The 25,385-nt window shown below is 33.7% G+C and carries 21 protein-coding genes; 15 read left to right on the forward strand and 6 right to left on the reverse strand.

The window, feature by feature from the left end; genetic code table 11:
- Positions 1–47 precede the first annotated feature (47 nt).
- The 8 genes from ACGH6Q_RS01210 (at position 48) to ACGH6Q_RS01245 (ending at position 10,719) form a co-directional block, all read left to right on the forward strand.
- A complete protein-coding gene (locus tag ACGH6Q_RS01210; protein WP_296302465.1) occupies positions 48–1,289 on the forward strand; it encodes a nucleoside permease in 1,242 nt (413 codons plus the stop codon).
- Between the two features lie 304 nt (positions 1,290–1,593).
- Positions 1,594–2,763: an adenosine deaminase gene (gene add / locus ACGH6Q_RS01215; protein WP_085163971.1), complete on the forward strand. Its 1,170-nt coding sequence runs from the start codon at positions 1,594–1,596 to the stop codon at positions 2,761–2,763.
- A gap of 29 nt (positions 2,764–2,792) precedes the next feature.
- On the forward strand, positions 2,793–4,766 hold the full coding sequence (locus tag ACGH6Q_RS01220) for a bifunctional 2',3'-cyclic-nucleotide 2'-phosphodiesterase/3'-nucleotidase (protein ID WP_411591521.1): 1,974 nt from the start codon (positions 2,793–2,795) through the stop codon (positions 4,764–4,766).
- A 23-nt stretch (positions 4,767–4,789) separates the two neighbouring features.
- A complete protein-coding gene (locus ACGH6Q_RS01225) occupies positions 4,790–5,194 on the forward strand; it encodes a cytidine deaminase (RefSeq protein WP_370738295.1) in 405 nt (134 codons plus the stop codon).
- A 104-nt stretch (positions 5,195–5,298) separates the two neighbouring features.
- Positions 5,299–6,600 (forward strand): pyrimidine-nucleoside phosphorylase, encoded by a 1,302-nt coding sequence (locus tag ACGH6Q_RS01230; RefSeq protein ID WP_411591522.1) that lies wholly within the window; start codon positions 5,299–5,301, stop codon positions 6,598–6,600.
- A gap of 99 nt (positions 6,601–6,699) precedes the next feature.
- Positions 6,700–8,316 carry a bifunctional UDP-sugar hydrolase/5'-nucleotidase UshA gene (gene ushA, locus ACGH6Q_RS01235; RefSeq protein WP_411591617.1) on the forward strand — a complete coding sequence of 539 codons (1,617 nt, stop codon included), beginning with the start codon at positions 6,700–6,702 and terminating at the stop codon, positions 8,314–8,316.
- Between the two features lie 14 nt (positions 8,317–8,330).
- Positions 8,331–9,878, forward strand: coding sequence for a YjjI family glycine radical enzyme (locus tag ACGH6Q_RS01240; protein WP_411591523.1), 1,548 nt, complete (start codon positions 8,331–8,333; stop codon positions 9,876–9,878).
- A complete protein-coding gene (locus ACGH6Q_RS01245; protein ID WP_411591525.1) occupies positions 9,853–10,719 on the forward strand; it encodes a YjjW family glycine radical enzyme activase in 867 nt (288 codons plus the stop codon). The genes ACGH6Q_RS01240 and ACGH6Q_RS01245 overlap by 26 nt, the downstream gene beginning before the upstream one ends.
- A gap of 314 nt (positions 10,720–11,033) precedes the next feature.
- Here the strand turns inward: ACGH6Q_RS01245 and ACGH6Q_RS01250 are convergent, their stop codons facing one another.
- On the reverse strand, positions 11,034–13,340 hold the full coding sequence (locus ACGH6Q_RS01250) for a Tex family protein (RefSeq protein WP_065609262.1): 2,307 nt from the start codon (positions 13,338–13,340) through the stop codon (positions 11,034–11,036).
- 163 nt (positions 13,341–13,503) lie between these two features.
- Positions 13,504–14,943: a hypothetical protein gene (locus ACGH6Q_RS01255; RefSeq protein WP_411591527.1), complete on the reverse strand. Its 1,440-nt coding sequence runs from the start codon at positions 14,941–14,943 to the stop codon at positions 13,504–13,506.
- Positions 14,944–15,276: 333 nt separating this feature from the next.
- Between ACGH6Q_RS01255 and greB the strand changes: the two genes are divergently transcribed.
- Both greB and ACGH6Q_RS01265 read left to right on the forward strand, forming a co-directional pair.
- A complete protein-coding gene (gene greB, locus ACGH6Q_RS01260; RefSeq protein WP_411591528.1) occupies positions 15,277–15,759 on the forward strand; it encodes a transcription elongation factor GreB in 483 nt (160 codons plus the stop codon).
- A 102-nt stretch (positions 15,760–15,861) separates the two neighbouring features.
- Positions 15,862–16,965 carry a YcbX family protein gene (locus ACGH6Q_RS01265; RefSeq protein WP_411591530.1) on the forward strand — a complete coding sequence of 368 codons (1,104 nt, stop codon included), beginning with the start codon at positions 15,862–15,864 and terminating at the stop codon, positions 16,963–16,965.
- On the opposite strand, the gene ACGH6Q_RS01270 is transcribed toward ACGH6Q_RS01265, so the two are convergent.
- Together ACGH6Q_RS01270 and ilvC are read right to left on the reverse strand one after the other, a co-directional pair.
- A complete protein-coding gene (locus ACGH6Q_RS01270; protein WP_085163963.1) occupies positions 16,955–17,527 on the reverse strand; it encodes a cell division protein ZapC in 573 nt (190 codons plus the stop codon). The genes ACGH6Q_RS01265 and ACGH6Q_RS01270 overlap by 11 nt on opposite strands.
- Positions 17,528–17,829: 302 nt before the next feature.
- Positions 17,830–19,308 (reverse strand): ketol-acid reductoisomerase, encoded by a 1,479-nt coding sequence (ilvC, locus tag ACGH6Q_RS01275; RefSeq protein WP_085163962.1) that lies wholly within the window; start codon positions 19,306–19,308, stop codon positions 17,830–17,832.
- A gap of 172 nt (positions 19,309–19,480) precedes the next feature.
- Here ilvC and ACGH6Q_RS01280 point away from each other — a divergent pair, with 172 nt between their 5' ends.
- From ACGH6Q_RS01280 to fis, 5 genes are read left to right on the forward strand one after another with little or no spacing between them, the layout of a single operon-like run.
- Positions 19,481–19,717, forward strand: a complete 237-nt coding sequence (locus ACGH6Q_RS01280) for a YhdT family protein (protein WP_085163961.1) — start codon at positions 19,481–19,483, stop codon at positions 19,715–19,717.
- 6 nt (positions 19,718–19,723) lie between these two features.
- A complete protein-coding gene (panF, locus tag ACGH6Q_RS01285; protein WP_411591532.1) occupies positions 19,724–21,175 on the forward strand; it encodes a sodium/pantothenate symporter in 1,452 nt (483 codons plus the stop codon).
- Positions 21,150–22,025: a 50S ribosomal protein L11 methyltransferase gene (gene prmA, locus ACGH6Q_RS01290; RefSeq protein WP_085163959.1), complete on the forward strand. Its 876-nt coding sequence runs from the start codon at positions 21,150–21,152 to the stop codon at positions 22,023–22,025. Before panF ends, prmA begins: the two co-directional genes overlap by 26 nt.
- 28 nt (positions 22,026–22,053) lie before the next feature.
- Entirely contained in the window at positions 22,054–23,061 is a 1,008-nt protein-coding gene (gene dusB / locus ACGH6Q_RS01295; RefSeq protein WP_065589687.1) for a tRNA dihydrouridine synthase DusB, read from the forward strand.
- Between the two features lie 7 nt (positions 23,062–23,068).
- Positions 23,069–23,365 carry a DNA-binding transcriptional regulator Fis gene (gene fis / locus ACGH6Q_RS01300; RefSeq protein ID WP_034883623.1) on the forward strand — a complete coding sequence of 99 codons (297 nt, stop codon included), beginning with the start codon at positions 23,069–23,071 and terminating at the stop codon, positions 23,363–23,365.
- Between the two features lie 603 nt (positions 23,366–23,968).
- On the opposite strand, the gene ACGH6Q_RS01305 is transcribed toward fis, so the two are convergent.
- Complete coding sequence (locus ACGH6Q_RS01305; protein WP_065589688.1) at positions 23,969–24,652, reverse strand: amino acid ABC transporter permease; 684 nt, start codon at positions 24,650–24,652, stop codon at positions 23,969–23,971.
- A 6-nt stretch (positions 24,653–24,658) separates the two neighbouring features.
- Positions 24,659–25,384 (reverse strand): amino acid ABC transporter permease, encoded by a 726-nt coding sequence (locus ACGH6Q_RS01310; RefSeq protein WP_034911070.1) that lies wholly within the window; start codon positions 25,382–25,384, stop codon positions 24,659–24,661.
- Position 25,385 lies beyond the last annotated feature (1 nt).

The raw sequence follows: 25,385 nt of genomic DNA on the forward strand, positions 1-25,385 counted from the left end.
ATTTAGATATTAGATTATAGTAAATCTCGTTTATTAAGGAATTATAAATGAATATTCATTTTAAACTTAGGGTTATATTTTTCTTACAATATTTTATCTGGGGAAGTTGGTTAATAACTCTCGGTTCTTATATGATACGTAAATTACAATTTACTGGTCTTGAAGTAGGATCAATATACGGAACAATGGGTATCGCTTCTTTATTTATGCCTGGCTTACTTGGGATTGTAGCGGATAGATGGATACCTGCTAACCGTTTGTATATGCTTTGTCATTTAATCGGTGCTTTAACGCTATTTATTGCGGCTTCAGTAACATCTCCTTTCATGATGATGATTGTGATATTGATTCATTGCCTAGCTTTCATGCCAACCATCGCCATTTCAAATTCAATCGCTTATTCTTGCTTAGAATCACGTGGACTTGATGTTATTACCGAGTTCCCTTGTATCAGAATTTTTGGCACCATTGGATTTATTGTTGCTATGTGGCTTGTGAGTCTTTTAAAATTAGAACTGAGTAGCATGCAACTTTATATTGCAGCTGCATCTGCTTTATTACTCAGCCTTTATTCATTCTTGCTACCATTGATTCCAACAACAAAAAATAAAACTGAAGAAAAAAACATCATTAGCGCATTAGGGTTAGATGCTATTGTTTTATTCAAACAACCACGAATGGTTATATTTTTTCTATTTGCGGTTTTATTAGGCGGTATTTTACAAATAACCAATACTTTTGGTAATCCATTTTTACATGATTTTGAAAGATTCCCTGAATATGCTGATAGTTTAGTGGTTAAATACCCTTCTATACTGTTGTCTATTTCTCAAATGTCAGAAGTCGCATTTATCTTATTTGTACCTTTTTTTATGAAACGTTTAGGTATTAAATACGTTATGCTAATTAGTATGCTTGCTTGGGTTGCTCGTTTTGGTTTATTTGCTTATGGCGATCCATCTCTTTTCGGTTCTGTATTACTTCTCCTTTCAATGATTGTTTATGGTTGTGCTTTCGACTTTTACAACATATCTGGCTCAATGTATGTTGAAAAATCGGTATCGCCAACCATTCGTAATAGTGCTCAAGGATTATTTATGACCATGACTAATGGGTTCGGTGCTTATTTAGGTTCGGTAGGCAGTGGTTATGTAGTCGATTATTATACAGTTGGAAACGTTACAGAATGGCAAACAGTTTGGCTTATTTTTGCAGGTTATGCTTTGGTTCTAGCAATTGTATTTATGTTGATCTTTAAAAACGAAAAGCCTAATCCAAAAACTATTTAAATCATTAATTAATTATTCTTTGTGTGGTGGAGCTTTTTCCCACTTAATCAATATGTAGGCAACAATACATTTTGTTGCCTTTTTACTAACAATTAATTATCGTAAAAATTTGATTTACCGCACAAAAATATAAATAAGTGATGCAAAAGATATAGCAGATAAGTATCTTATCAAGTTAAAATAACCCAATTAACAATGATATACATGTTATTAAAAATTTTTTAATAAGCGTTTAATGTCATTGTTAGTAAAACCAATGTTACTAAAGCCAATTTAGCTCATTTAAAAATAGATTAAATACCTAATGAACGATCAAATGATACCTAAAGTTATATTGCACGAACATGTTGAAGGCAGCATTACCCCTGTCATGGCTCATCAGTTAGCGCAAAAAAATAATATTCCTTTTCCTAGTACACTATGTTACAAATCAGGTCAATACAATGCCAAAGAATATAAAAATGGTAGATATTTGTATGACGAATCCAAATTTGAAGAATTTATTAATACATATGATACCGTTTCTAGCTTTCTAAAAGATCCTGAAGATTATTATTCTATTACTTACGATTTTCTTAATAGAAATGCTAAACAAGGGTTAATTTATTGCGAGCTATTTTTGTCCCCCTATCATATTTGCACAACCGAAGTTAATGGAAAATTAATTTGGGATAAAGAAAGGTTTAATAAAACTCTTTTCTACATGGACAAAGCGATTATAAAAGTACAAAACGACTATGATATTACAGTTAGATATCATGTTATTGGTGTTAGACACCTAGGCGCTAAAGTTGTTTATGATACGTTGTGTTTTATTCAGCAAAATCATCACCCTTTTATTACGGGATTTAATATTGCTGGTAACGAAATGGCTGGGCATTTTGATGATTTTAAAGATGCACATAAGTTGGCTACTCAGCTGAACTTAAAAAAATCGTATCATGCTGGCGAAATTGATTCAGATGAGAGCATTATTCAAGCTCTTAAACACGGTGCAATCAGAATCGGTCATGGTATTCGTGCCATTGAAAACAAAGCGCTTATTTGTGAGCTGGTCGAAAAAAAAATTACTCTAGAAATTGCTTTAACGAGTAATCGGATTTTAGTGAATGAATTGCATGGCGATATTTATCAACATCCAATAAGGCAACTTTATGACCAAGGTGTTCGCATTACCTTAAATACCGATGATGCAGGGATTTTTGGTACTGATATTGAAAAAGAATATAGTATCGCCCAATCCATATTTGCATTTTCACGATTAGAATTGCTTGATATAACGCTATGTGGCATTCAAGCCGCATTTGTTGAAGATATGGTTAAAAGTCGTTTAACTGAGCAAGTTCTTTTATGTTTTTCATCTGATGATAGACAATTGCTTAAAAAATTTATTAATGACAAAAAATATCATCCAGCAATCATTGAACGATTTTTAGAATATCAGAAGCTGTTACTAGCCATACCCGTTAACTAATTTACTTGTCAGAATAATAGGAGATTTGCATGAAAAAAAATAAGTTAATTTTACCCTTTTTAACCCTATTTATATCTGGCGTTGTTAATGCCGCAACTGTTGATTTAAGGATTATTGAAACAACTGACTTGCATGGAAACATGATGAATTATGATTATTTCAAAGATCAGTCTGTTGATTCTTTTGGATTAGTAAAAACTGCTAATTTAATTCATCAAGCAAGAAGTGAGGTAAAAAATAGTGTTCTTGTTGATAATGGTGACCTAATTCAAGGTAGCCCAATGGCTGATTATGCCGTAAAGAAGGGTTTTAATGATGGCGATATTCATCCTGTTTATAAAGCGCTCAATACACTTAATTATAGTGTGGGTAATATTGGTAACCACGAATTTAATTTTGGATTGGAATTTCTACAAAAAAGTCTTTCTGGGGCTAAATTTCCTTACATCAACGCTAATGTTTATGATGCCAAAACTCAAAAGCCATTTTTTACACAATATATTATCTTAGATACTCCTGTTATTGATAGAAACGGCAATAAGCACACGATTAAAATCGGCTATATTGGTTTTGTCCCTCCACAGATTATGCAATGGGACAAACTTAATCTTGATGGCAAAGTTGTCGTCAAAGATATTACAGAAACGGCCAAACTATTAGTGCCTGAAATGAAAAAACAAGGCGCTAATGTTATTATTGCTATTCCACATTCTGGTGTTTCAGCTGAACCTTATAAAGCATTAGCTGAAAATTCGGTTTACTACTTGAGTCAAGTAGAGGGTATTAATGCAATTATGTTTGGTCATTCTCACGGCATATTTCCTAGTGAAGATTTCAAATCATTACCAAATACTGATATCAAAACTGGTAACATTAATCATGTGCCTGCTGTTATGCCCGGACATTGGGGTAGCCATTTGGGAGTGGTGGACTTAGTTCTTGATGGTGATAAATCAAAATGGCAAGTGATTTCAGGTAAATCAGAAGCTAGACCAATCTATGATGTAAAAACTAAAAAGGCACTTGTTAAAGCCGATCAAAAAATCGTCGACATTCTAAACAAAGATCACCAAGGAACACGTGAATTTGTTAGTAAACCAATAGGTAAAGTTTCAACCGATATTACGAGCTATCTAGCATTGGTTGAAGATACATCTGCCTTACAAATTATTAATGATGCACAAATCGATTACGTTAAGCAGTTTATTAAAGGGGATCCTGATCTTGATGGTTTGCCCGTTTTATCGGCCATTGCACCATTTAAAGCTGGCGGCAGGAAAAACGATCCTAGCGCTTTTGTTGATGTTAAAGCAGGTAATTTGTCGTTTAGAAATGCTGCAGATATTTACCTTTATCCTAATATTTTGTCTGCTGTGAAAATTACAGGTAAAGATGTCAAAGAGTGGTTAGAGTGTTCAGCTGGTGTATATAATCAAATTAATACTAATTCATCACAACCACAATATTTAATTAATTGGGATAAATTCAGAACCTATAATTTTGATATTATTGATGGAGTGAATTATCAAATAGATGTAACAAAGCCACCCCGTTATGATGCAAATTGCCAGTTAATTAACCCTACATCTGAAAGAATTAGGAATCTGGCTTATCAACAAAAAACAATTGCTCCTAACCAAGAATTCTTAATTGCCACCAATAATTATCGTGCTTATAGTGGTATATTTCCAGGTACTGGTGAAAAAAATGTCAAATTTAATTCTCCTGACGATCTAAGAGTAATTCTTTCAGCCTATATTACCAATACTACCCAAAAATATAGTATAACGAATGTTACCATCGACAATAATTGGCAAATTTCTCCAATTACTAGTAACACAAAATTAGATATTCGCTTTGAATCATCACCAACTGATGAAGCTAAAACCTATATCGAGAAACATTCACTATACCCTATTCATTTTATCGATACAGATACATCTGGTTTTGGTGTTTATAAGATAGATTTGCAGTCTCCTGTTAACACTCAACCTAAAATTTAGTTAGATTTATTACGGCCAAAAGGATTATTAATATGAAAATTGAAAAACTGATTGAACTTGCTAAAACAGCCCGTTCTAAAGCTTATGTACCTTATTCTAAATTTCAGGTTGGTGCCGTGCTAATTACTGAAGATGATGAAGCAATTTTAGGTTGTAATATTGAAAACGCATCTTATGGACTAGCAAATTGTGCCGAAAGAACGGCAATTTTTAAAGCGGTTTCTGAAGGTAAAACAAAATTTAAAAAATTGGTGGTAATTGGAGATACTGATGGGCCTATTTCACCATGTGGAGCTTGCCGTCAAGTTATTAGTGAGTTTTGCGCTAAAGATATGCCTGTTATTTTGACCAACATGCAGGGAAAAATTCAAGAAACAACAGTTGGAGAATTATTACCTTGGTCTTTTTCACCAAGTGATCTTGATTAACATTATTTTTTAACAATAAAAAATAATAATCATGACTTAAAATTTATTTTGTATAAACAAAGCAATACACTAATTTTATTTATTGATAGTAAGAGAGAATAGTAATGAGATTTGTAGATATTATAGAAAAAAAACGTGACGGCAATGTATTAACCACTGATGAAATCCAATTTGTTATCACTAATTATACCAATGGAACTATCCCCGATTATCAAGTTAGTGCTTTATTAATGGCAATTTATTATCAAGGTATGACTTCCAAAGAGTGCGCAGATTTAACCTCGGCGATGATGTATTCTGGCGATACTGTTGATCTGTCTTCAATCAAAGGCATTAAAGTTGATAAACATTCAACTGGCGGTGTAGGTGACACTACAACATTAGTTCTAGCTCCTTTAGTAGCAGCTTTAGATGTTCCTGTAGCAAAAATGTCCGGACGAGGGCTTGGTCACACGGGCGGCACCACAGATAAATTTGAATCGATTCCTGATTTTAAAATTGAATTAAGTAAACAAGATTTTATTAATCAAGTTAATAATAAAGGCCTTGCAGTTATTGGTCAATCAGGCAATTTAACCCCAGCAGACAAGAAACTTTATTCGTTACGTGATGTAACAGGTACTGTTAACTCTATTCCTCTTATTGCAAGTTCAATTATGAGTAAAAAATTGGCAGCGGGTGCTGATGCCATCGTTCTTGATGTTAAAACAGGTGATGGTGCGCTAATGAAAGATATGGCCGATTCAGAAAAATTAGCCCATGAAATGGTAAATATTGGTAATCAAATTGGCCGTAGAACCATGGCAATTATTTCGGATATGTCTCAACCTCTTGGTTTTGCAATTGGTAATGCTCTTGAAGTAAAAGAAGCAATTGATACGTTAAAAGGTCATGGTCCAGCCGATTTAACCGAACTGGTTTTAACATTAGGTAGTCAAATGGTTGTACTTGCCGATAAAGCAAAAACATTAGAAGAAGCCAGAATAAAACTTCAAGAAGTCATTAAAAATGGTAAAGCTATCGAGAAGTTTAAAACCCTAATTGAAGCACAAGGCGGTGATAGTTCGGTCGTTGATCATCCTGAAAAATTGGCTAGTGCACCTTACCAAATTGCCCTACCAGCCCTTAAGTCAGGTTATGTATCAAAAATTATCGCAGATCAAATCGGGATCGCTGCAATGCAATTAGGTGCTGGTCGTGCAACCAAAGAAGATATTATTGATCCCGCTGTTGGAATCGTGTTACATAAAAAAGTAGGCGACAAAGTTACTGAAGGTGAAGCTTTATTAACGATACACGCCAATACTGATAAGCTTGATACTATCAAGCAAAAATTATATGACAATATTACCATTAGTGATAACGCAACTGAGCCACAACTTATTTACAAGGTGATTACAGGATAATAGCTGTTATATAAGGATTTAGGAGATACCATGTACTATTATCAGTTTAATAAAAAATTATCATTACTTGTTTGTATGGGGCTATTTTCAGCCTCTTGCATGGCCGCTGTTTCCACAAAAAGCTCATCAGTTCCAACTTTAGAAAAAGACAAGTCTTATCAATTTACTATTTTGCATACCAATGACCACCACGGCCGTTTTTGGCAAAATGATATTGGTGAGTATGGGCTTGCTGCTCAAAAAACCGTAGTAGATGAAATTCGAAAAGAAGTTACGGCAAAAGGAGGGAAATTACTGCTGCTATCAGGTGGTGATATTAATACTGGTGTCCCTGAATCTGATGTACAGCAAGCCAAACCTGATTTTATTGGCATGAATGCGGTTGGTTACGATGCTATGGCTGTGGGTAATCATGAGTTTGATCATCCTTTGACTATTATTCGTGAGCAACAAAAATGGGCAAAATTTCCTTTTTTATCGGCAAACACTTACTTTAAAGGCACAGATAAACGTGTATTTGATGCCTATCAAATGTTTGATTTGAATGGTATTAAAGTTGCTGTGTTTGGTTTAACCACTGACGATACCATTTTTCTTGCTTCACCCAAAAATACGGAAGGCGTCGAATTTCGACAAACCTTACCCGAAGCACAAAAAATAATTAAACAGTTAAAAGATAATGAACACCCTGATATGATTATTGCTGTCACTCATATGGGGCATTATGAAAATGGTGAACATGGCACAATGGCACCGGGTGATGTTGAATTAGCCAGAAATTTACAGACCGGCGATTTAGATATGATAGTGGGAGGACACTCACAAAACCCTGTGTGTATGGCTAGTCCTAATAAACGTATTACCGAATATGTACCAGGTACACCTTGTGCGCCAGATCAACAAAATGGCACATGGATTGTGCAGGCCCACGAATGGGGGAAATATGTTGGACGTGCAGATTTTGTCTTTTTAAATGGCAAAATAACGTTAAAAAATTACCAATTAATTCCTATTAACCTTAAAAAAGAGGTTGATAATGGTAACAGTACCAAACGCCTTGAATATTACACGCAAGAAATTCCTCAAGATAAATCCTTACTTGAAAATTTAAGACCTTATCAAGAATTAGGTAAACAGCAGTTATTAGTGAAAAGTGGCGAGTTAAAAGGACGATTAGAAGGTAATCGAGATGTTGTTAGATACCAACAAAGCAATATGGGACAACTTTTACTCAGTGCTTTTGTTGAAAAAACTAATGCAAACGTTGGCATTATGTCTGGGGGGATGATTCGTGACTCATTAATTGAAGGTGATATTACTTATCGTGATATTTTAAAAGTAGAACCTTTTGGTAATAGTGTAGTTTATTTCGAATTAACTGGCAATGAATTAATTGATTATCTAAAAGTTGCATTAAGTAAAAAGCAAGGTTCGGGTGGGTATGCACATTTGAAAAATATAAACCTAACAAGAAATGGGAACAATATTGAAGATGTAAAAATTAATGATCAACCGATCGATTTACAAAAAAACTATCGCGTTGCTACACTTGACTTTTTAGCCGCTGGTGGAGATGGCTATCCAATAACTAATACATCACCGACTTACGTTGATACGGGTTATCGCGATGCCGATGTAGTAAAACAGTATTTTGAGAACCATTCGCCAATTACTGCGTCTGATTATGAACCAAAACAATTTATTATTGAGAAATAAATATTGAGATAATTATGAGCATGACCGAATTTCAACAAAGTTGTTATAATATTGTGACAGACCCCAATTTGTCACCCAAACAAAAATCAAATTTGCTCGCCTTAGCAGCAGAAAATAATTTACCTTATGTAGATCTGGATGAAGAAACACAACAAGCTTTAAATGACCGCGTTATTTGTGATATGTACGAAGGTCACGCACCTTATAAACCTCGTTATGTTTTACCTGATTATGTAAAATTTTTAAAACAAGGATCACAGTGGCTAGAACTTAATCCAGCTGAAACATTTAATGATGCATTAAATTTGCTTATCATCATCTATCATCATGTTCCTTCAGTAACTGGTATGCCTGTTTATTTAGGATGCTTAGATCAAATTTTACTTCCTTACGTTGGTAATCTTACTGAAGATGAGATTTATCAGCGATTAAAGCATTTTTGGATCATGCTTGATCGTAATTTACCTGATGCATTTATGCATGCAAACATTGGACCAACCGATAATATTATCTGTCGGGTAATCTTGCGTATAGATAGAGAGCTCAAACAAGTTGCTCCAAATTTAACCTTTATCTATGATGAAGACATTACACCAGAATCATTATTATTAGTGGCAATTGAAAATATTTGTGAAACAAGCAAACCTCATATTGCAAACAATAATATGATCCAAAAAGATTTTGATGGCCAAGGATACGGTGTTGTAAGTTGCTATAATTCACTACCTGTTGCTGGAGGAGGAAGCACGCTTTCACGAATCAATTTAAAAGAAGTTGCAGTACGTAGTAAAAATATAGAAGACTTTTTGTCAAATATCTTACCTCACTACTGTCAATTGCAGCTCAATCTTATTCAAGCAAGGTCAAACTTTCTTTACAATAAATCGAACTTTTTTAACAGCAGCTTTTTAGTTGAAGAAGGTTTAATTGATCCAAAACGATTTGCTCCAATGTTTGGTATATTTGGAATGGCTGAAGCAGTCAATATCTTGCAAGAAAAAGCAAATTTAGCTGGACGTTATGGTTTTGATGAACAAGCTAATGAACTTGCATTAACTATTACACAATTAATTGCTAAGTTTATTAATAACCATACAATAGATTATGCTTGGAAAGGGAAAGCAATGCTGCATTCACAATCAGGCATTAGTATAGATAGAGCAACAACACCTGGATTAAGAATACCATATGGGCAAGAACCCGATCCTGTCACTCATATTATGGCACTGTATAAACATCACCAGTATTTCACTTCGGGTATTAGTGATATTTTAACAATTGATGAGACCATAAAAAATAATCCCCTAGCCTTGCTACAAATTTGTAAAGCTGCTTTCAAATTTGGTTTCCGTGAATTTACTGCCAATATCAGTGGTAATGATCTTGTTCGAGTTACAGGTTATATGGTGAGATTATCTGATATTAAAAGATATAAAAAAGAAGGCTCACGAATTAATACTACTTTCTTAGGATCTGAGGCTGCCGACGATACCGAAAATAATAGTTATTTATGTCGAAAACCACGAGTAATTAGTCATGAGCAAGTCATGGGCAATCGTTAATAAGCTTTTACCCTTTTCTTGTGTAGATGGACCTGGTAATCGACTAGTTATATTTTTACAAGGATGTAATTTTCGTTGTTTAAACTGCCATAATCCTTATACGATATCATTATGCAAGGATTGTGGTCAATGTGTTGATACTTGTCCACACAAAGCATTAAGTTTTAGTAACAATAAAGTTATATGGCAAACTTCAAATTGTCAGCAATGCGATACTTGTATTAATACTTGTAAGCATTCTTCATCACCAATGACTTATAGATATAGTGTAGATGATATTTTAATCACTATCCGGAAATATCTACCGTTTTTAAATGGTATTACCATAAGTGGTGGAGAAGCAACAATGCAGTTACCCTTTATTAAAGAGCTATTCAATGTTATCAAACAATCTAACGATTTAAAGCACCTTACCTGTTTTATTGATAGCAATGGTTATTTAACTAAAACCGGGTGGCAAAAAGTAGAAAATGTGATGGATGGCGCAATGATTGATCTCAAAGCTTGGGATAATGATGTGCATAAAAAGTTAACGGGAAGAGACAATCAACGAGTAAAAGAAACGATTAAATATCTGGCAAAAATAAAAAAACTATATGAGGTAAGACTTTTAATTATTCCTAAACAAACTGATCTACAGGATAATGTTGAAAATATTGCCAAATTTTTAATTGATTTGGATTCCAATATTCAAATAAGAATTAATGCTTTTCATAATCATGGTGTATATGGTATTGCTAAAAACTGGCCACCTGCCAGTAGACCCGAAGTAGAACAGTTTGCAGAACAATTAAAACAACATAGCCTACAACATATTATATTACCTAATGTTTATTTGTAATGGTAATAACTTGTTACTTTTAAGTATCAATAAATAACAGATAATTTATACCAATGTGTAAATACTTCAAACTTAGTCAAGATTCAAGTAGAAATTATGCTGCTTGTTTAAGGATATTTACAATAGAATTATATAATATTAATAATACTTTATATCATAACTGATAATACTATTACATTAAGTAAAAAAGATAAACCTGAGTTGGCTTTAATTATATGGTTCAGTTCTATATTGAGTAGATCGCTATTAGGTAGCTTTAACTAAATGGTTTTAAATGCAGAAAAGGGACAATTGTCCCTTAAACTAGAAAAATATTATTTATTCTTTTTAAATGCAGTTGCAAATGCATTTCCCATGACATTATTAGTCATTGAAGATGAGTGTTGTTTTTTAGTATTGTTAACCGAACGTTCATTAATGAATTTTCGATTATCAGTTTTTGACGTTGCAGGATCATCTAATCGCATTGATAAAGCGATACGTTTTCGAGGAATGTCAACTTCTATTACTTTAACTTTGACTATATCACCAGCTTTTACCACTGTTCTTGGATCATCAACAAACTTATCTGATAAAGCTGAAATATGCACTAAACCATCTTGATGCACACCAATATCAACAAACGCACCAAAATTAGTTACATTAGTAACAGATCCTTCCATAATCAGACCTATTTTTAGGTCTTCCATCGTTTCTATATCATCAGCAAACTGCGCAGTTTTAAATTCAGGTCTTGGATCACGACCAGGTTTATCAAGCTCTTTGATAATATCTGTAACTGTTGGCACACCAAAATGATCATCTACGTAATCGATTGCTTTAAGTGATTTTAAATAGTTTGTATCACCTAAAATTTCTTTTAAAGATTTGTGATTTTTTTCTAAAATTCGTTCTACAACTGGATAAGCTTCTGGATGAACGGCCGATGCGTCAAGAGGATTTTTACCATCCATTATACGTAAAAATCCAGCGCACTGTTCAAATGCTTTAGGACCTAAGCGAGCCACTTTCAATAATTGTTTACGATCCGTAAATTGTCCATTTTCATTACGCCAATTAATTATATTTTGGGCTATTACTTTATTAAGTCCAGCAATACGAGCAAGTAACATCATCGAAGCAGTGTTTAAATTCACACCAACGGCATTAACACCATCTTCAACAACAGCATCAAGTTTTTTTGCTAACTGAGTTTGGCTAACATCATGCTGATATTGCCCCACCCCAATCGATTTAGGATCTATTTTAACAAGCTCTGCTAATGGATCTTGTAAACGACGTGCAATTGATACTGCACCACGAATAGATACATCTAAATCAGGAAATTCTTGCGCTGCTAGTTCTGATGCAGAATAAACCGAGGCACCTGCTTCGCTTACAATTACTTTTTGTGCTTTCACTTCTGGATATTTCTTTTGTACATCAAGATAAAAACGTTCAGTTTCGCGCGAAGCAGTACCATTACCAATGGCCACTAATTCAACTTGATATTTAATACAAAGTGCGGCAATAACCATAGCTGCTTTATCTGCTTGCCCTGTATGAGGATAAATCGTTTCAGTCGCAACTAATTTACCTGTTGCATCAACAACAGCTATTTTTACACCTGTCCTTAAACCAGGATCCATGCCCATAGTAACTTTCATGCCTGCTGGAGCAGCCATTAACATATCATGTAAGTTAGCAGCAAATACGTTAATCGCTTCTTCCTCTGCTCGCTCACGTAATGTTGTCATTAATTCGGTTTCCATGTGCATCAGAATTTTAATGCGCCATGTCCAATTAATCACAGCTTTGCGCCATTTATCTGCTGGCTGTTCATTAAAATGGACGCCTAGATATTCAGTGATAATTTGTTCACAATAACTCTCTTTAGGCGCTTGTTCAAATTGCGGATCAGCATTTAAGGAGAGTTGTAAAAAGCCTTCATTTCGTCCTCGAAACATTGCTAATGCACGATGAGATGGTATTTTAGAAATCAGCTCGCTTTGTGAAAAATAGTCTCGGAATTTAGCTCCTTCTTCCTCTTTACCACTCACCACTTGCGAAACTAAATGAGCATTATTCCAAAGATAATGACGCACTTTTGCTAATAATGCAGCATCTTCTGCAAAGCGCTCCATCAAAATGTAACGAGCTCCATCCATTGCTGATTTTGTATCAGTAATACCTTTGTCGGAATTGATATATTTTTCGGCTTCAATTACAGGATCAAGCATGGGATTCTGCCATAAGCCATCCGCCAATGGCTCAAGCCCTGCTTCAATGGCAATTTGACCTCGAGTACGGCGTTTAGGTTTATATGGTAAATAGAGATCTTCAAGTTCAGTTTTACTAAGCGTTTGTGCAATACTGTTACTTAATTCTAATGTCAATTTACCTTGTTCTTCAATAGACTTTAAAATTGTTTGCTTACGATCTTCAAGTTCTCGCAAATAGCTCAATCGACTATCAAGAGTACGTAATTGGGTATCATCAAGCCCACCTGTCACCTCTTTTCGATAACGAGCAATAAAAGGAACGGTACTACCCTCATCTAATAATTGAATCGCCGCTTGAACTTGTTCTGACTTTACGGCTAACTCACTGGCTATAATATGGCTAATTTGTTTATTCATCATGGTATTTTTAACAATTTTAAGCAAAGTAGTGATTATATACCTATCCTTGTTTCTGTTGCAATTCTGAGCCTTTTATCTCCTCCCCCAAAAATATAACTGCTAGTTATTGGGATATTTTTAGCTTGGCTAACATTTAATAGAGCTAACCACAAATTTAACTTCTTTATTTAGAACTACATAATGCGTAATACGGATGCTGATCATCTCTATCGCCATTTAGTGCAGCATCATTCATATTGATATAAATAGGAGAACCCGTAGAATTAGAAATATCACTAGTCCAACCATAGGTTGGATTATAAAAATTATCACCTTGATAATACGCTAATCCCCCCCATTCAGTAATTAATCCCCCATGTACAGCTCTTTTATAGTAGTTATCAGGATTATTACCATATTTATCTTGATGAAGCAGAAAGTTTGCATTACTCAGCTCTCTAAGAGATGCTAATTTATAATCACCTAAACTTCTGCACCAATCTTTTTGCTCTTGATATGTATCAATATATTCTCCTCTATTGATAAACCATTTAGTTATCCGGAAACTGTAACTAAGCATTACGCCTTGTTTGGTTTCGCCTATTATCTCAATATCAACAGGTAAATTCGCTTTAGGCGCTGTAGCTCGATTAGCACCTTTAGATGAGGAATCAGGACCTTTTAACGTAACCAGAACCATATTTTTTGCATCATAAGCCTTAAAACCACCTACAACTACTGCTCTTGGAGCCTCTGACTTTGCAACTGTCGCTGTAATTGCGCCAGGTGATCCTTTATCAGGATCCGATGTTCTTACGATCCATTTTGTTGTGCTTAATGAATTATCAATATTCTCGGTAATTAAATAGAAAAAGAGACCATTTGCACCAACTGAAGGGAAATTATTTAAATAATCATTTTGTGCTACAAAACCATTCCAGTCTACCCAATCAAAAACAGATCTATCCCCCCAAGAATAAGCTGGAGCACTATAAAGCATATGTGGACTAGCATATTTGATAGCTTCACCACCTACTTGTACATTAAAATTTCGATAAGGTGTTTTTGTTATAGCAATCTTACTATCTGGGTAATTTTGAAAATTTGGAACTCCGTATTTTGTAGTTAATGCTACCCCACCACTAACTTTAATATAAGGATAAATACCACTTTTTACTAATTTTTCAAATGTCGTTTTTGTTTGATCGTCTGTTAATTTAACTTCTTTATTATTTTCGTCTTCGTAATACCATTCCAGCGAAACTGGGTTATCCTTGTCCTCTGATAATTTAATATCTCCATCACCATCAACATCTATAACCTCAGAGTTTTCTGGTTGTTTAATTGCTGCTAATAAACCTAAACTTTCAGGAGTTTTAGTTGAAACATCTGAGCCTAATGCTGTGTTCAAATCACCTGTATAAAAATAGGTATTTCCATTATAGATGACACCAAAATAATTAAATGCTTTATTGGATTGAATATTATTTTCAATTGAACTAATAAAACGAGGACTATTTCCATTAATAGGATTTGCAGTAACAGCCGATAATGCTAAAGATTTAGTTGAAAAAAAACTAATAAGACAAACTAGACCCCAAATTGGCTCTTTCCGTGTAGTCATATTCATTCCTAATGGTGATAATAATAACAACTTATTTATTTTATTATTGTATAATTGCGAAATTAAACTTATTTATGCGATATAATTAACTTAATTACTTATTGAGCAAGAGATATTCCAAGAATAAAATAAAAAAACACAACACAAGCAATGAAAAAATAATATCATTTCAATGTTGATTTTTAAATATTATTTAACGTTATTTTGATAAATATTAAAAAATAGAATAAATTTTATTAAATAAATGTCGAGTTTTTACTCGAACAATATATTTTAATAAAGAAATATCGAGTTTTTACTCGAAAAATAAAGATTACTATAGGGAATGAAAATATGCGAAAGAATAATTATATAACAAGAGAAGGTTATTTGAACCTTAATCGTGAATTGAAATATTTATGGAAAGAAGAAAGACCTCGCGTTACACAAGCTGTATCAGATGCAGCAGCCCTCGGAGATCGTAGTGAGAATGCAGAATATATTTATGGAAAACGAAGATTACGCGAAATTGATCGGCGTATACGTTTTCTTACCAAGCGACTAGAAACGTTAACAATTGTCGAACCACACCCAAAACAAGAAGGTAAAGTATTTTTTGGTGCATGGGTAAAATTGGAAGATGAATCTGGTAATTTACATATTTACCGTATTGTTGGTAGCGATGAATTTGATCCTAAAAAAAGTTGGATATCAATTAATAGCCCTGTAGCAAAAGCATTAATAGGTCATAAAGTTGATGATGAAATAGCCGTTATCACCCCTAATGGCAAAGTACTATATTATATTACTGAAATAAGCTATAGCGAGTTATGCTAATATGCCTTAACTTATTCATTCTATTTGTTAAATCTAAAAACTATAAGATATGGGTAATTAAGTATATAATTATCAAAACATTTGTAATTTATGTAAGATATTATGATTTTCGTCAATCAACTATACATCTACCCAATCAAATCGATGCAAGGGATACAACTAACAAAAGCAAATACAGTTGATGGAGGCTTTGAGCATGACCGTATATTGATGCTTAGTGAACCCGATGGCACTTTTATCACGGCAAGACAACACCCTGAGCTCCTGAAATTCAAAACATTCATAGTAAAAAACGAAGTACATATTTCGCTATCTCCAACTGAAATGATAATATTTAATCTTGATGAGTTTTCGTTGAATTATGAGCCTACTGAAATTTGGGGTAATCATTTTACTTCATTAATTGCCCCTATAAGAGTCAATCAATTTTTCAGTCAAATTTTGCATAAAGATGTACAATTAAGATGGGTTGGTCAACAATTAACTCGTCGAACCAAACGCTATCCTGAAATTCCTGTTAGTTTTGCTGATGGTTATCCTTATTTGTTATTAAATAAAGCTTCATTTGATTATTTACAACAGCAATGCCCTGAAAAACTCGATATTAGACAATTTCGTGGAAATATCGTTATTCAAGGAGCACTACCTTTTGCGGAAGACGGCTGGAAAACAATAAAAATTGGCAATGTGATTTTTGATATTGTTAAACCCTGTAGTCGCTGTGTTATAACGACAATGAATATAAAATCTGCAACATTCTTAGCTGATAATGAACCAATTAAAACCTTACGTTACTTTAGAGCCGATAAGCAAGGTGAAATTGATTTTGGTATGAATATGATAGCCCGAAATCATGGAACAATTTCAGTTCACGATAAAATTGAAGTATTGGAACGGCAACCAGCTAAAAATTATATTAAAACCTTTCCAACAGAAATAAAAACTGAAGCAAAAGTTTGTACAATAAATTTTGAAAATCAAATAATTAAAGGTAATAATAAGCAAACTATTTTAGAGCAGTTAGAACAACATAAAATAGCATTACCTTATTCTTGCCGTGCAGGTATTTGTGGACGTTGTCTAGTTGAATTAAAACAAGGTGAAGTAGAGGCATTAACACAAGCTGCTATTAGGCGAAATAATAAAATTTTAGCCTGTAGTTGTGTGCCTAAAAGAGATATTACAATTAAATTACTTAAGAAATAGCCTTAAATTCAAAATTATCTGAAGTCAGCTTTTGTTCAGTAAATTTTTTCTCTACAGATATTAATCTATCATTCATTACTTTAATTGCTTCAGAAAACACAAACGTTTTATTCATTGCAATAAATGAAGCTTGTGCAATAATACAAAGAGATGCATTTTCCCCCGCTTCAACGACCATTAAACAAACCTTTTGTCCATCTTCTTGTAAAATTACCTCAACAATATCAGCTATTTTGGGCTTGTATAACATTGGTTGTTGTGAAAAATACCAACTTTTAGGCATTTGAGGCTTTAAAAAATTAGCTGCAACAATAGCGTTAATAGCTAGTTCAATCTTTTGTGAATCTGTCAAATTAAGTAACTGACAACTATTATAAAATTGATAATAAGACGTTGCGTCACTAACAGAAAATGGAAACTCACCAAAAACATCAGGAACTAACATTTTACTTGGATAACAAGAACGAAATAACATTTCAGATGAAACTTCAAGCATTAAACTATCGTATTCGCTATCAAAATACCATCGCCAACAATCAGTTGGTCGAAAAGTCATTTTCATTAATATGTTACCCTTATCATTTGATTTAAAATTGGTCAAAAAGATAACATAAATTACATAAAAAATAAATAAAAAGTTAAAATAAAAATAATTTAATTATATAATTTTTAAAAATTTAATTATAAAGTGAAAGGATCAAAAAAATATAAATTGGATCTAAATTAAATCCAGTTAGATCCTTTTAGATCTAATTATTTTATACTGAAACATATACTTACCTGAAAGTTTTTTACAGTAAATTCAATTTTTAGATACAAAAAAAGGTACTTTTCAGCACCTTTTTTATAATTATAAATAGCTATTTAGCTTGCAACATTGATGCGTTTCATATCAGTCATATAACTACGTAATTTACGACCGATTGTTTCAATTGGATGATTACGGATTTCTTCATTCACATCGCGTAATTGTGCATTATCAACACTACTTTCAGGAATCGCTTTACCTAGATCGCCAGCTTGTAACATTGGCATAAATTTTTCTTTTAATAGTGGTACAGCGGCATTAGCAAATAGATAGTTGCCATACTCAGCTGTGTCAGAAATAACAACATTCATTTCATACAAACGTTTACGTGCAATAGTATTAGCAATAAGTGGTAACTCATGTAATGATTCGTAATAAGCTGATTCAGCTAAAATACCAGATTCAAGCATAGTTTCGAAGGCAAGTTCAACACCGGCTTTAACCATTGCAACCATAACAACGCCTTGATCAAAATAAGCTTGTTCATCAATTTTACCTTGATAGTCAGCAGCTTTTTCAAAGGCGGTTTCACCTGTTTCTCTACGCCATTTAAGAAGGTTCGCATCATCATTTGCCCAGTCTTTCATCATAGTTGACGAAAACTCACCTGATATAATGTCGTCCATATGTTTACGATAAAGATCCGTCATGATCACTTTTAATTCTTTTGCTAAAGCATTTGCTCTCAATTTAGCTGGATTTGATAAACGATCCATCATTAAAGTAATTCCACCTTGTTTTAGCGCCTCAGTGATCGTTTCCCAACCAAATTGGAGTAATTTACATGCATAAGCAGGATCAACACCATCTGCCACTAGCTTATCAAAACAAAGTAATGATCCTGTTTGTAACATTCCACAAAGGATTGTTTGTTCACCCATTAAATCTGACTTAACTTCGGCAACAAATGACGACTGTAAAACACCTGCACGATGTCCGCCAGTTGCCGCTGCCCATGCTTTAGCAATTGCTAGCCCTTCACCTTTTGGATCGTTTTCTGGATGAACTGCAATTAGTGTCGGCACACCAAAACCTCGTTTATATTCTTCACGAACTTCAGTACCAGGGCATTTAGGTGCTACCATCACTACTGTAATATCAGAGCGAATCTTTTCTCCTACTTCAACAATATTAAATCCGTGAGAATAGCCAAGCGCAGAGCCTTTTTTCATCAACGGTTGAATAGCTTGAACAACGGCAGAATGTTGTTTGTCAGGAGTCAAATTGATAACAAGATCTGCTGTTGGAATTAATTCTTCATAACTTCCTACTTTAAAACCATTTTCAGTTGCTTTCTTCCATGATGCGCGTTTTTCAGCAATAGCTTCTTTACGTAATGCATAAGATATATCTAAACCTGAATCTCGCATATTTAGACCTTGGTTAAGACCTTGTGCTCCACAACCAACAATTACAATTTTTTTACCTTTCAAAAAATTAGCTTCTGATGCAAATTCATCACGAGCCATAAAACGACATTGACCTAATTGTTCTAATTTTTCACGCAAATTCAATGTATTAAAATAGTTTGACATTTTTCTCTCCAAGAGTTTAGGTATTCATAATCAACAATAAAACACTATATAATACTTTTAATATTGCTAAAATTGATATATTTAAAATATAATATTGCATAAATCGCAATATACTTGCTAAGTTCAATGCTTTCTTTTACTCTAAACCACCCTTAATTTTGAATAAATCAATATGGATGCTCGATATAAACAAGCAAATAAAGAGGCTAAACTTTCTTTATTACTAACTTTTATTTATCTTCTTGGATGGATCGTTTGTGCATACTGTATTAACGACAAAATAGGATTTTTAGGTCTTCCATTGTGGTTTGAACTATCTTGCATTATGGTGCCTATCGGTTTTATATTGCTTTGCTGGTTAGTTGTAAAATTTCAATTTAAAAATTTCTCATTAGAACAAACTAAGTGATCTAACATGCATTTAGATATTATTGTACCGCTTGTCATCTATCTTGTTTTTGTATTCGCATTATCAATTTATGCTTATGTAAAACGCAAAAAAGTAAATCAATTTACTGATTATTTTATCGGTAATCGCACCATGGGAGGATTTTTACTCGCCATGACACTAGCCGCAACTTATATTAGTGCCAGCTCGTTTATTGGTGGTCCTGGTGCTGCTTATAAATTTGGCCTTGGTTGGGTGCTATTATCGATGATCCAAGTTCCAACTGTATTACTCTCGCTTGGTATTCTAGGCAAAAAATTTGCCATTTTAGCTCGTAAATATGATGCTATAACGTTAAGTGATATGCTTTATGCTCACTATAAAAGTAAAACTATTGTTTGGCTAGCAAGTATTACCCTTGTCGTTGCCTTTATCGGCGCAATGACAGTACAGTTTGTTGGTGGGGCTCGCTTACTACAATCATCAGTAGGTATACCTTATCATACGGGCTTATTAATATTTGGTATTGGTACGGTTATTTATACCGCATTTGGCGGTTTTCGAGCCAGTATATTAAATGATGCTTTTCAAGGGTTAGTGATGATCATAGGTGCTATATTATTACTTGGTGCTATTATCTATGCAGGTGGTGGAATCACTGCAATAATTGATCAGCTAATAAAAATTGACCCTGCTCTTTTAACACCACAAGGACCTAATGACTTTATGGACTTTCCGTTCATGGCTTCATTTTGGATATTAGTTTGTTTTGGTGTGGTTGGCTTACCTCATACTGCTGTTCGTTGTATGGCCTATAAAGATAGCAAAGCAGTACATCAAGGAATTATTCTTGGCACCATTGTCGTTACTGTTATTATGCTAACTATGCATTTATCTGGTGCTTTAGGGCGTGCTATTATTAGCGATTTAACCATTCCTGATCAAATAGTACCGACATTAATTATAAATGTATTACCACCTTTTGCTGCTGGAATCTTTTTAGCTGCTCCACTTGCCGCTATTATGTCCACCATTAATGCTCAATTATTACAAGTATCATCTGTTATCATCAAAGATCTGTTTTTAAGCATCAAAACTAATATTAATTTCAGTGATAAGTTTCTTACTCGGATTTCGGTCACTATCACTTTTATTTTTGGTGGGTTACTTATTTGGGCAGCATGGACCCCGCCTGATATGATTATTTGGCTAAATTTACTCGCTTTTGGTGGACTTGAAGCTGTCTTTTTATGGCCGTTAGTACTTGGATTATATTGGAAAAAAGCTAATGCTACTGGTGCTCTTTGTTCAATGCTTACAGGAGCTATAAGTTATGCATTATTGGCAAGTTATAATATTAAATTATTATCACTACACCCAATAGTCCCCTCTTTAACTATTGGATTTATTATTTTTATTATAGCCAATATGTTTGACAATAAAAGGAAGAATTATGCCTTGGATTCAACTCAAAATTAATACAACCAACGATCTTGCTGAACAAATTAGCGAACAATTAGAGGAGTCTGGTGCTGTATCAGTCACTTTTCAAGATACCTTTGACACGCCTGTCTTTGAACCATTACCCGGCGAAACTAAACTTTGGGGTAATACCGATGTGATTGGGCTTTATGATGCTCAAACAGATATCGATGAATTAAGAGCAATATTAAATCTTGAACAATATTCTTATAAAATTGAACAATTAGAAGATAAAGACTGGGAACGTGAATGGATGGACAACTTTCATCCTATGAAATTTGGTGAGCGACTTTGGATTTGTCCTAGTTGGCGTGACGTGCCCGACACTAATGCTGTTAATGTTATGTTAGACCCTGGATTAGCATTTGGCACAGGTACTCACCCAACCACGGCATTATGCTTAACTTGGCTTGATAATTTAGACCTTAAAGATAAATTAGTTATCGATTATGGTTGTGGATCTGGTATTTTGGCAATTGCTGCACTAAAATTAGGTGCAAAACAAGTAATCGGTATTGATATCGATCCTCAAGCCATTCAAGCTAGCCGTGACAATGCACAGCGTAATGATGTCAGTGAAAGACTAGAGCTTTATTTATCAAAAGAGATCCCAGACAATTTGCAAGCAGATATAGTTGTTGCCAATATTTTAGCTGGACCATTAAAAGAGCTTGAACCACATATAAGTAAATTAGTAAAACCTGAAGGTAAACTAGGTTTATCTGGTATTTTAACTACCCAATCATCAAGTGTTTGCATGGCTTACCAACCCAATTTTAAATTAGATCCAGTGGTTGAACTTGACGAGTGGTGTTGTATCACTGGTAAAAAAAATAAAAAAAATTAACGCTACCCCCTTTTAAGTTTGAAAAAAAATGCGTAATATAGCCGACTTTAATTTACTTAGCATTGGTGAACTAAAATTAAAGAATAATTTAATTGCTGCACCAATGGCTGGAATAAGTGATAAACCATTTCGTAATCTATGTCATCGATTTGGTGCTGGTATGACTGTTTCAGAAATGTTTTTAGCAAATTCTGATGTTTGGCATACCGATAAATCAGCTATGCGAATGATAGCGAGTGATGATGTTGGTATTCGTGCAGTACAAATTGTCGGTTCTGATCCCGACGAAATGGCTAAAGCTGCTGAATTTAATGTCAAACACGGTGCTCAGTTGATTGACATTAATATGGGATGTCCGGCTAAAAAGGTCAATAGAAAATTGGCTGGATCTGCTTTAATGCAGTATCCGGAACTTATTAAAAAAATTTTGCAGAAAGTTGTCGGTGCAGTTGATGTTCCGGTAACATTAAAAACGCGGACTGGATGGAATAAAGAAAATAGAAATTGCATAGAAATCGCACAAATTGCACAGGATTGTGGTATAAAGGCAATTACTATTCACGGAAGAACACGTGCTTGCTTATTCAACGGTGTCGCTGAATATGACTCTATTAGAGCAGTTAAAGAAAATGTTACAATTCCTGTAATTGCTAATGGAGATATTTGTACACCTGAACAGGCAAAAGATGTTTTTCAATATACGCAGGCTGATGCTATAATGATCGGGCGAGCGGCACAAGGGCGACCTTGGATATTTGAAGAAATTGCATTCTATTTAACACATGGACAGTTACAGAAAAACAAAAGTATTGATGAAGTAGAACAAGTTGTACTATCACATCTTGATGATCTTTATCAATTCTATGGAGAATACAAAGGATTAAGGATTGCCAGAAAGCATGTAAATTGGTACACCAAGAATTATGCTGACAGCGATCAATTCAGGCGCTTATTTAGTGTACTTAGCAATACAAGTGAGCAAGTAAACACTCTAAAAGCATTTTTTAGTAAAATTAGAAACAACCCAAAGAGTTAAGAATACTATGTCAGAACAACGCGTTACAGCTGCAGCACTTAAATTTACAACTGTAAATTCTCAAGACCAAATAACACAAAAACCATTGCGTGATTCAGTGAAGCAAGCTTTAAAAAACTATTTATCACAATTAAATGGTGAAGATCCTACAGACCTTTATGAATTAGTGTTAGCTGAAGTTGAACATCCATTCCTTGATATGGTTATGCAATATACACGCGGCAATCAAACTCGAGCAGCAAATATGCTTGGTATCAACCGCGGTACACTTCGCAAAAAATTAAAACAATATGGAATGAGTTAATCTTCTATTATTTAACATTTTATAATATAAAAAGTACCTTAATATAAGGTGCTTTTTTTCTATTTTAGAACACAATGAGAAAATTCATTGAATTATCCTCTTTCATAAAATATATAAATAAACTGGGTTTCTATACCTCATAAGAATAGTTTTAATCTGACATTTGCGTTATTTTATAACGTAACTAGGAGTGTCATAATTGAATCAAATAGAAAAATCATTAAACCTAAATTATGGCTTTTAGAATTAATCAGCAACTTAGTACGCACAATAAGCCTGTAAAGTCATAGGATATAATCGAGATAATTATTATTGCTTTAAAAAATGAGCAATGAGAAGGGACTTGCTCTTCAAGAAATCAGTTGTAGTAGCTCAGATTTAATTTAAGCTAGTACATTTAAAAATGCATCTTTTAAGATTAGTGATCATGAAAATTCAATAATATATCTTCCACATTTTTTTCGACTTATACAAATAATATTTAATAGCTATATTGAAACACATCCCAAAGCTAAGGATTCAATCGAATTTTACATCAATAAATTAAGAGAACGTTATTCAAGTAAATAGTGAGATCCCCATATACCCTCTGAAAATATTGTTTTATTTAAAGCAAAATAATTGGCGTTTTGAGAAAAACGTAACCGCAAAATCAAGCGAGGCGCAGATGATAAAATAAACAACTATAACAAATAGAAAGATTTCTGTTGGATAAATCATACTACGATTATTAATTTGGGTTGCAATAAAAGTAAATTCCGCTACTCCAACAATATAAGCCAGTGAAGTATCTTTAATCAGTGATACCCATTGATTTACAAAAGACGGCAACATCATTTTAAGGGCTTGTGGTAATATGATAAATATAATAACTTGCTTTTTAGTTAAGCCTAATGAAAACGCCGCTTGCCATTGTTCTTTAGCCACAGCAATCATACCTGCATGAACTGAATGTCCAATGTATGCAGCTCCTATCAAGGATAATGCAAATATTACCGTTGCAATTGCTGGCACATCTACACTAAGTAACACAGGTAGAAGAAAGTAAGTCCAGAAAATAAGCATAATGACAGGAATAGCTCTTAAAAAACCAAGTATACCAACTAAAAAATAACGCATAACTCCTTTTAAAACAGTCAACCCGACTCCAGCAAGAATACCCAAAAAACTTGAAAATATAATTGCGGCAAAACTCATTAACAGCGTTAAAAAAATTCCTCCAGGAAAATTTCCCCACATCATATAACTGAAATTGTGGTAAATAACCTCTAAACCTTTAAGCTCCATAAATGATTACACCTTACCTATTTGCAATCGTTTTGCTTGATAAATATTACCCAAAGTTCCAACAATCACTATCGCCAAAATATATAATAAAGTTGCAATAGCAAAATCTTGAAAGGTTTTTAATGATTCGGTTTCAACTTGACGCGATACATAAGAAAGTTCTAACACACCAATGGCCATTGTTAACGACGAATTTTTTATAATATTCATGTACTGACCAATTAAAGGTGGAAATGCAATACGAAAACTTTGTGGCAAAATAATAAATCGCATACTTTGCCACCAAGTTAAACCTAATGCCAATGAAGCCTGTTCTTGCCCTCGACTTACACCAGCTATACCCGCTCTAAACTCTTCGGCAATAAAAGCACTGGAATAACAAGTTAAACCAACTAAACCGATTATAAATTCAAATGATGGCATTTTCAGTGAAAAAAACAGCAACTGGATTTGCGGTTCGTCAAATAACCATAATTTAAATTCTATTGGTAATAAATTACCCACACCAAAATACCAAAAAAAGAGTTGAGGCAATAACGGAGAATAACGAAAAATTGCGTTATACCCCATTACTATAACTTGAATGAATTTAATTCGACTTTGTTGAGCAATAACCAGCAAAAAACCTAGTGATGTTGAAAATATAATGGTTAGCAATGAGATAGCTAACGTAACTAAAAAACCATCCCATAACCACCACAAATAACGAGGCTCAAGTAATTGCTCATACATA

It is taken from the genome of Gilliamella sp. BG2, assembly GCF_046635645.1.
Taxonomy (GTDB): Bacteria; Pseudomonadota; Gammaproteobacteria; order Enterobacterales; family Orbaceae; genus Gilliamella; species Gilliamella bombi.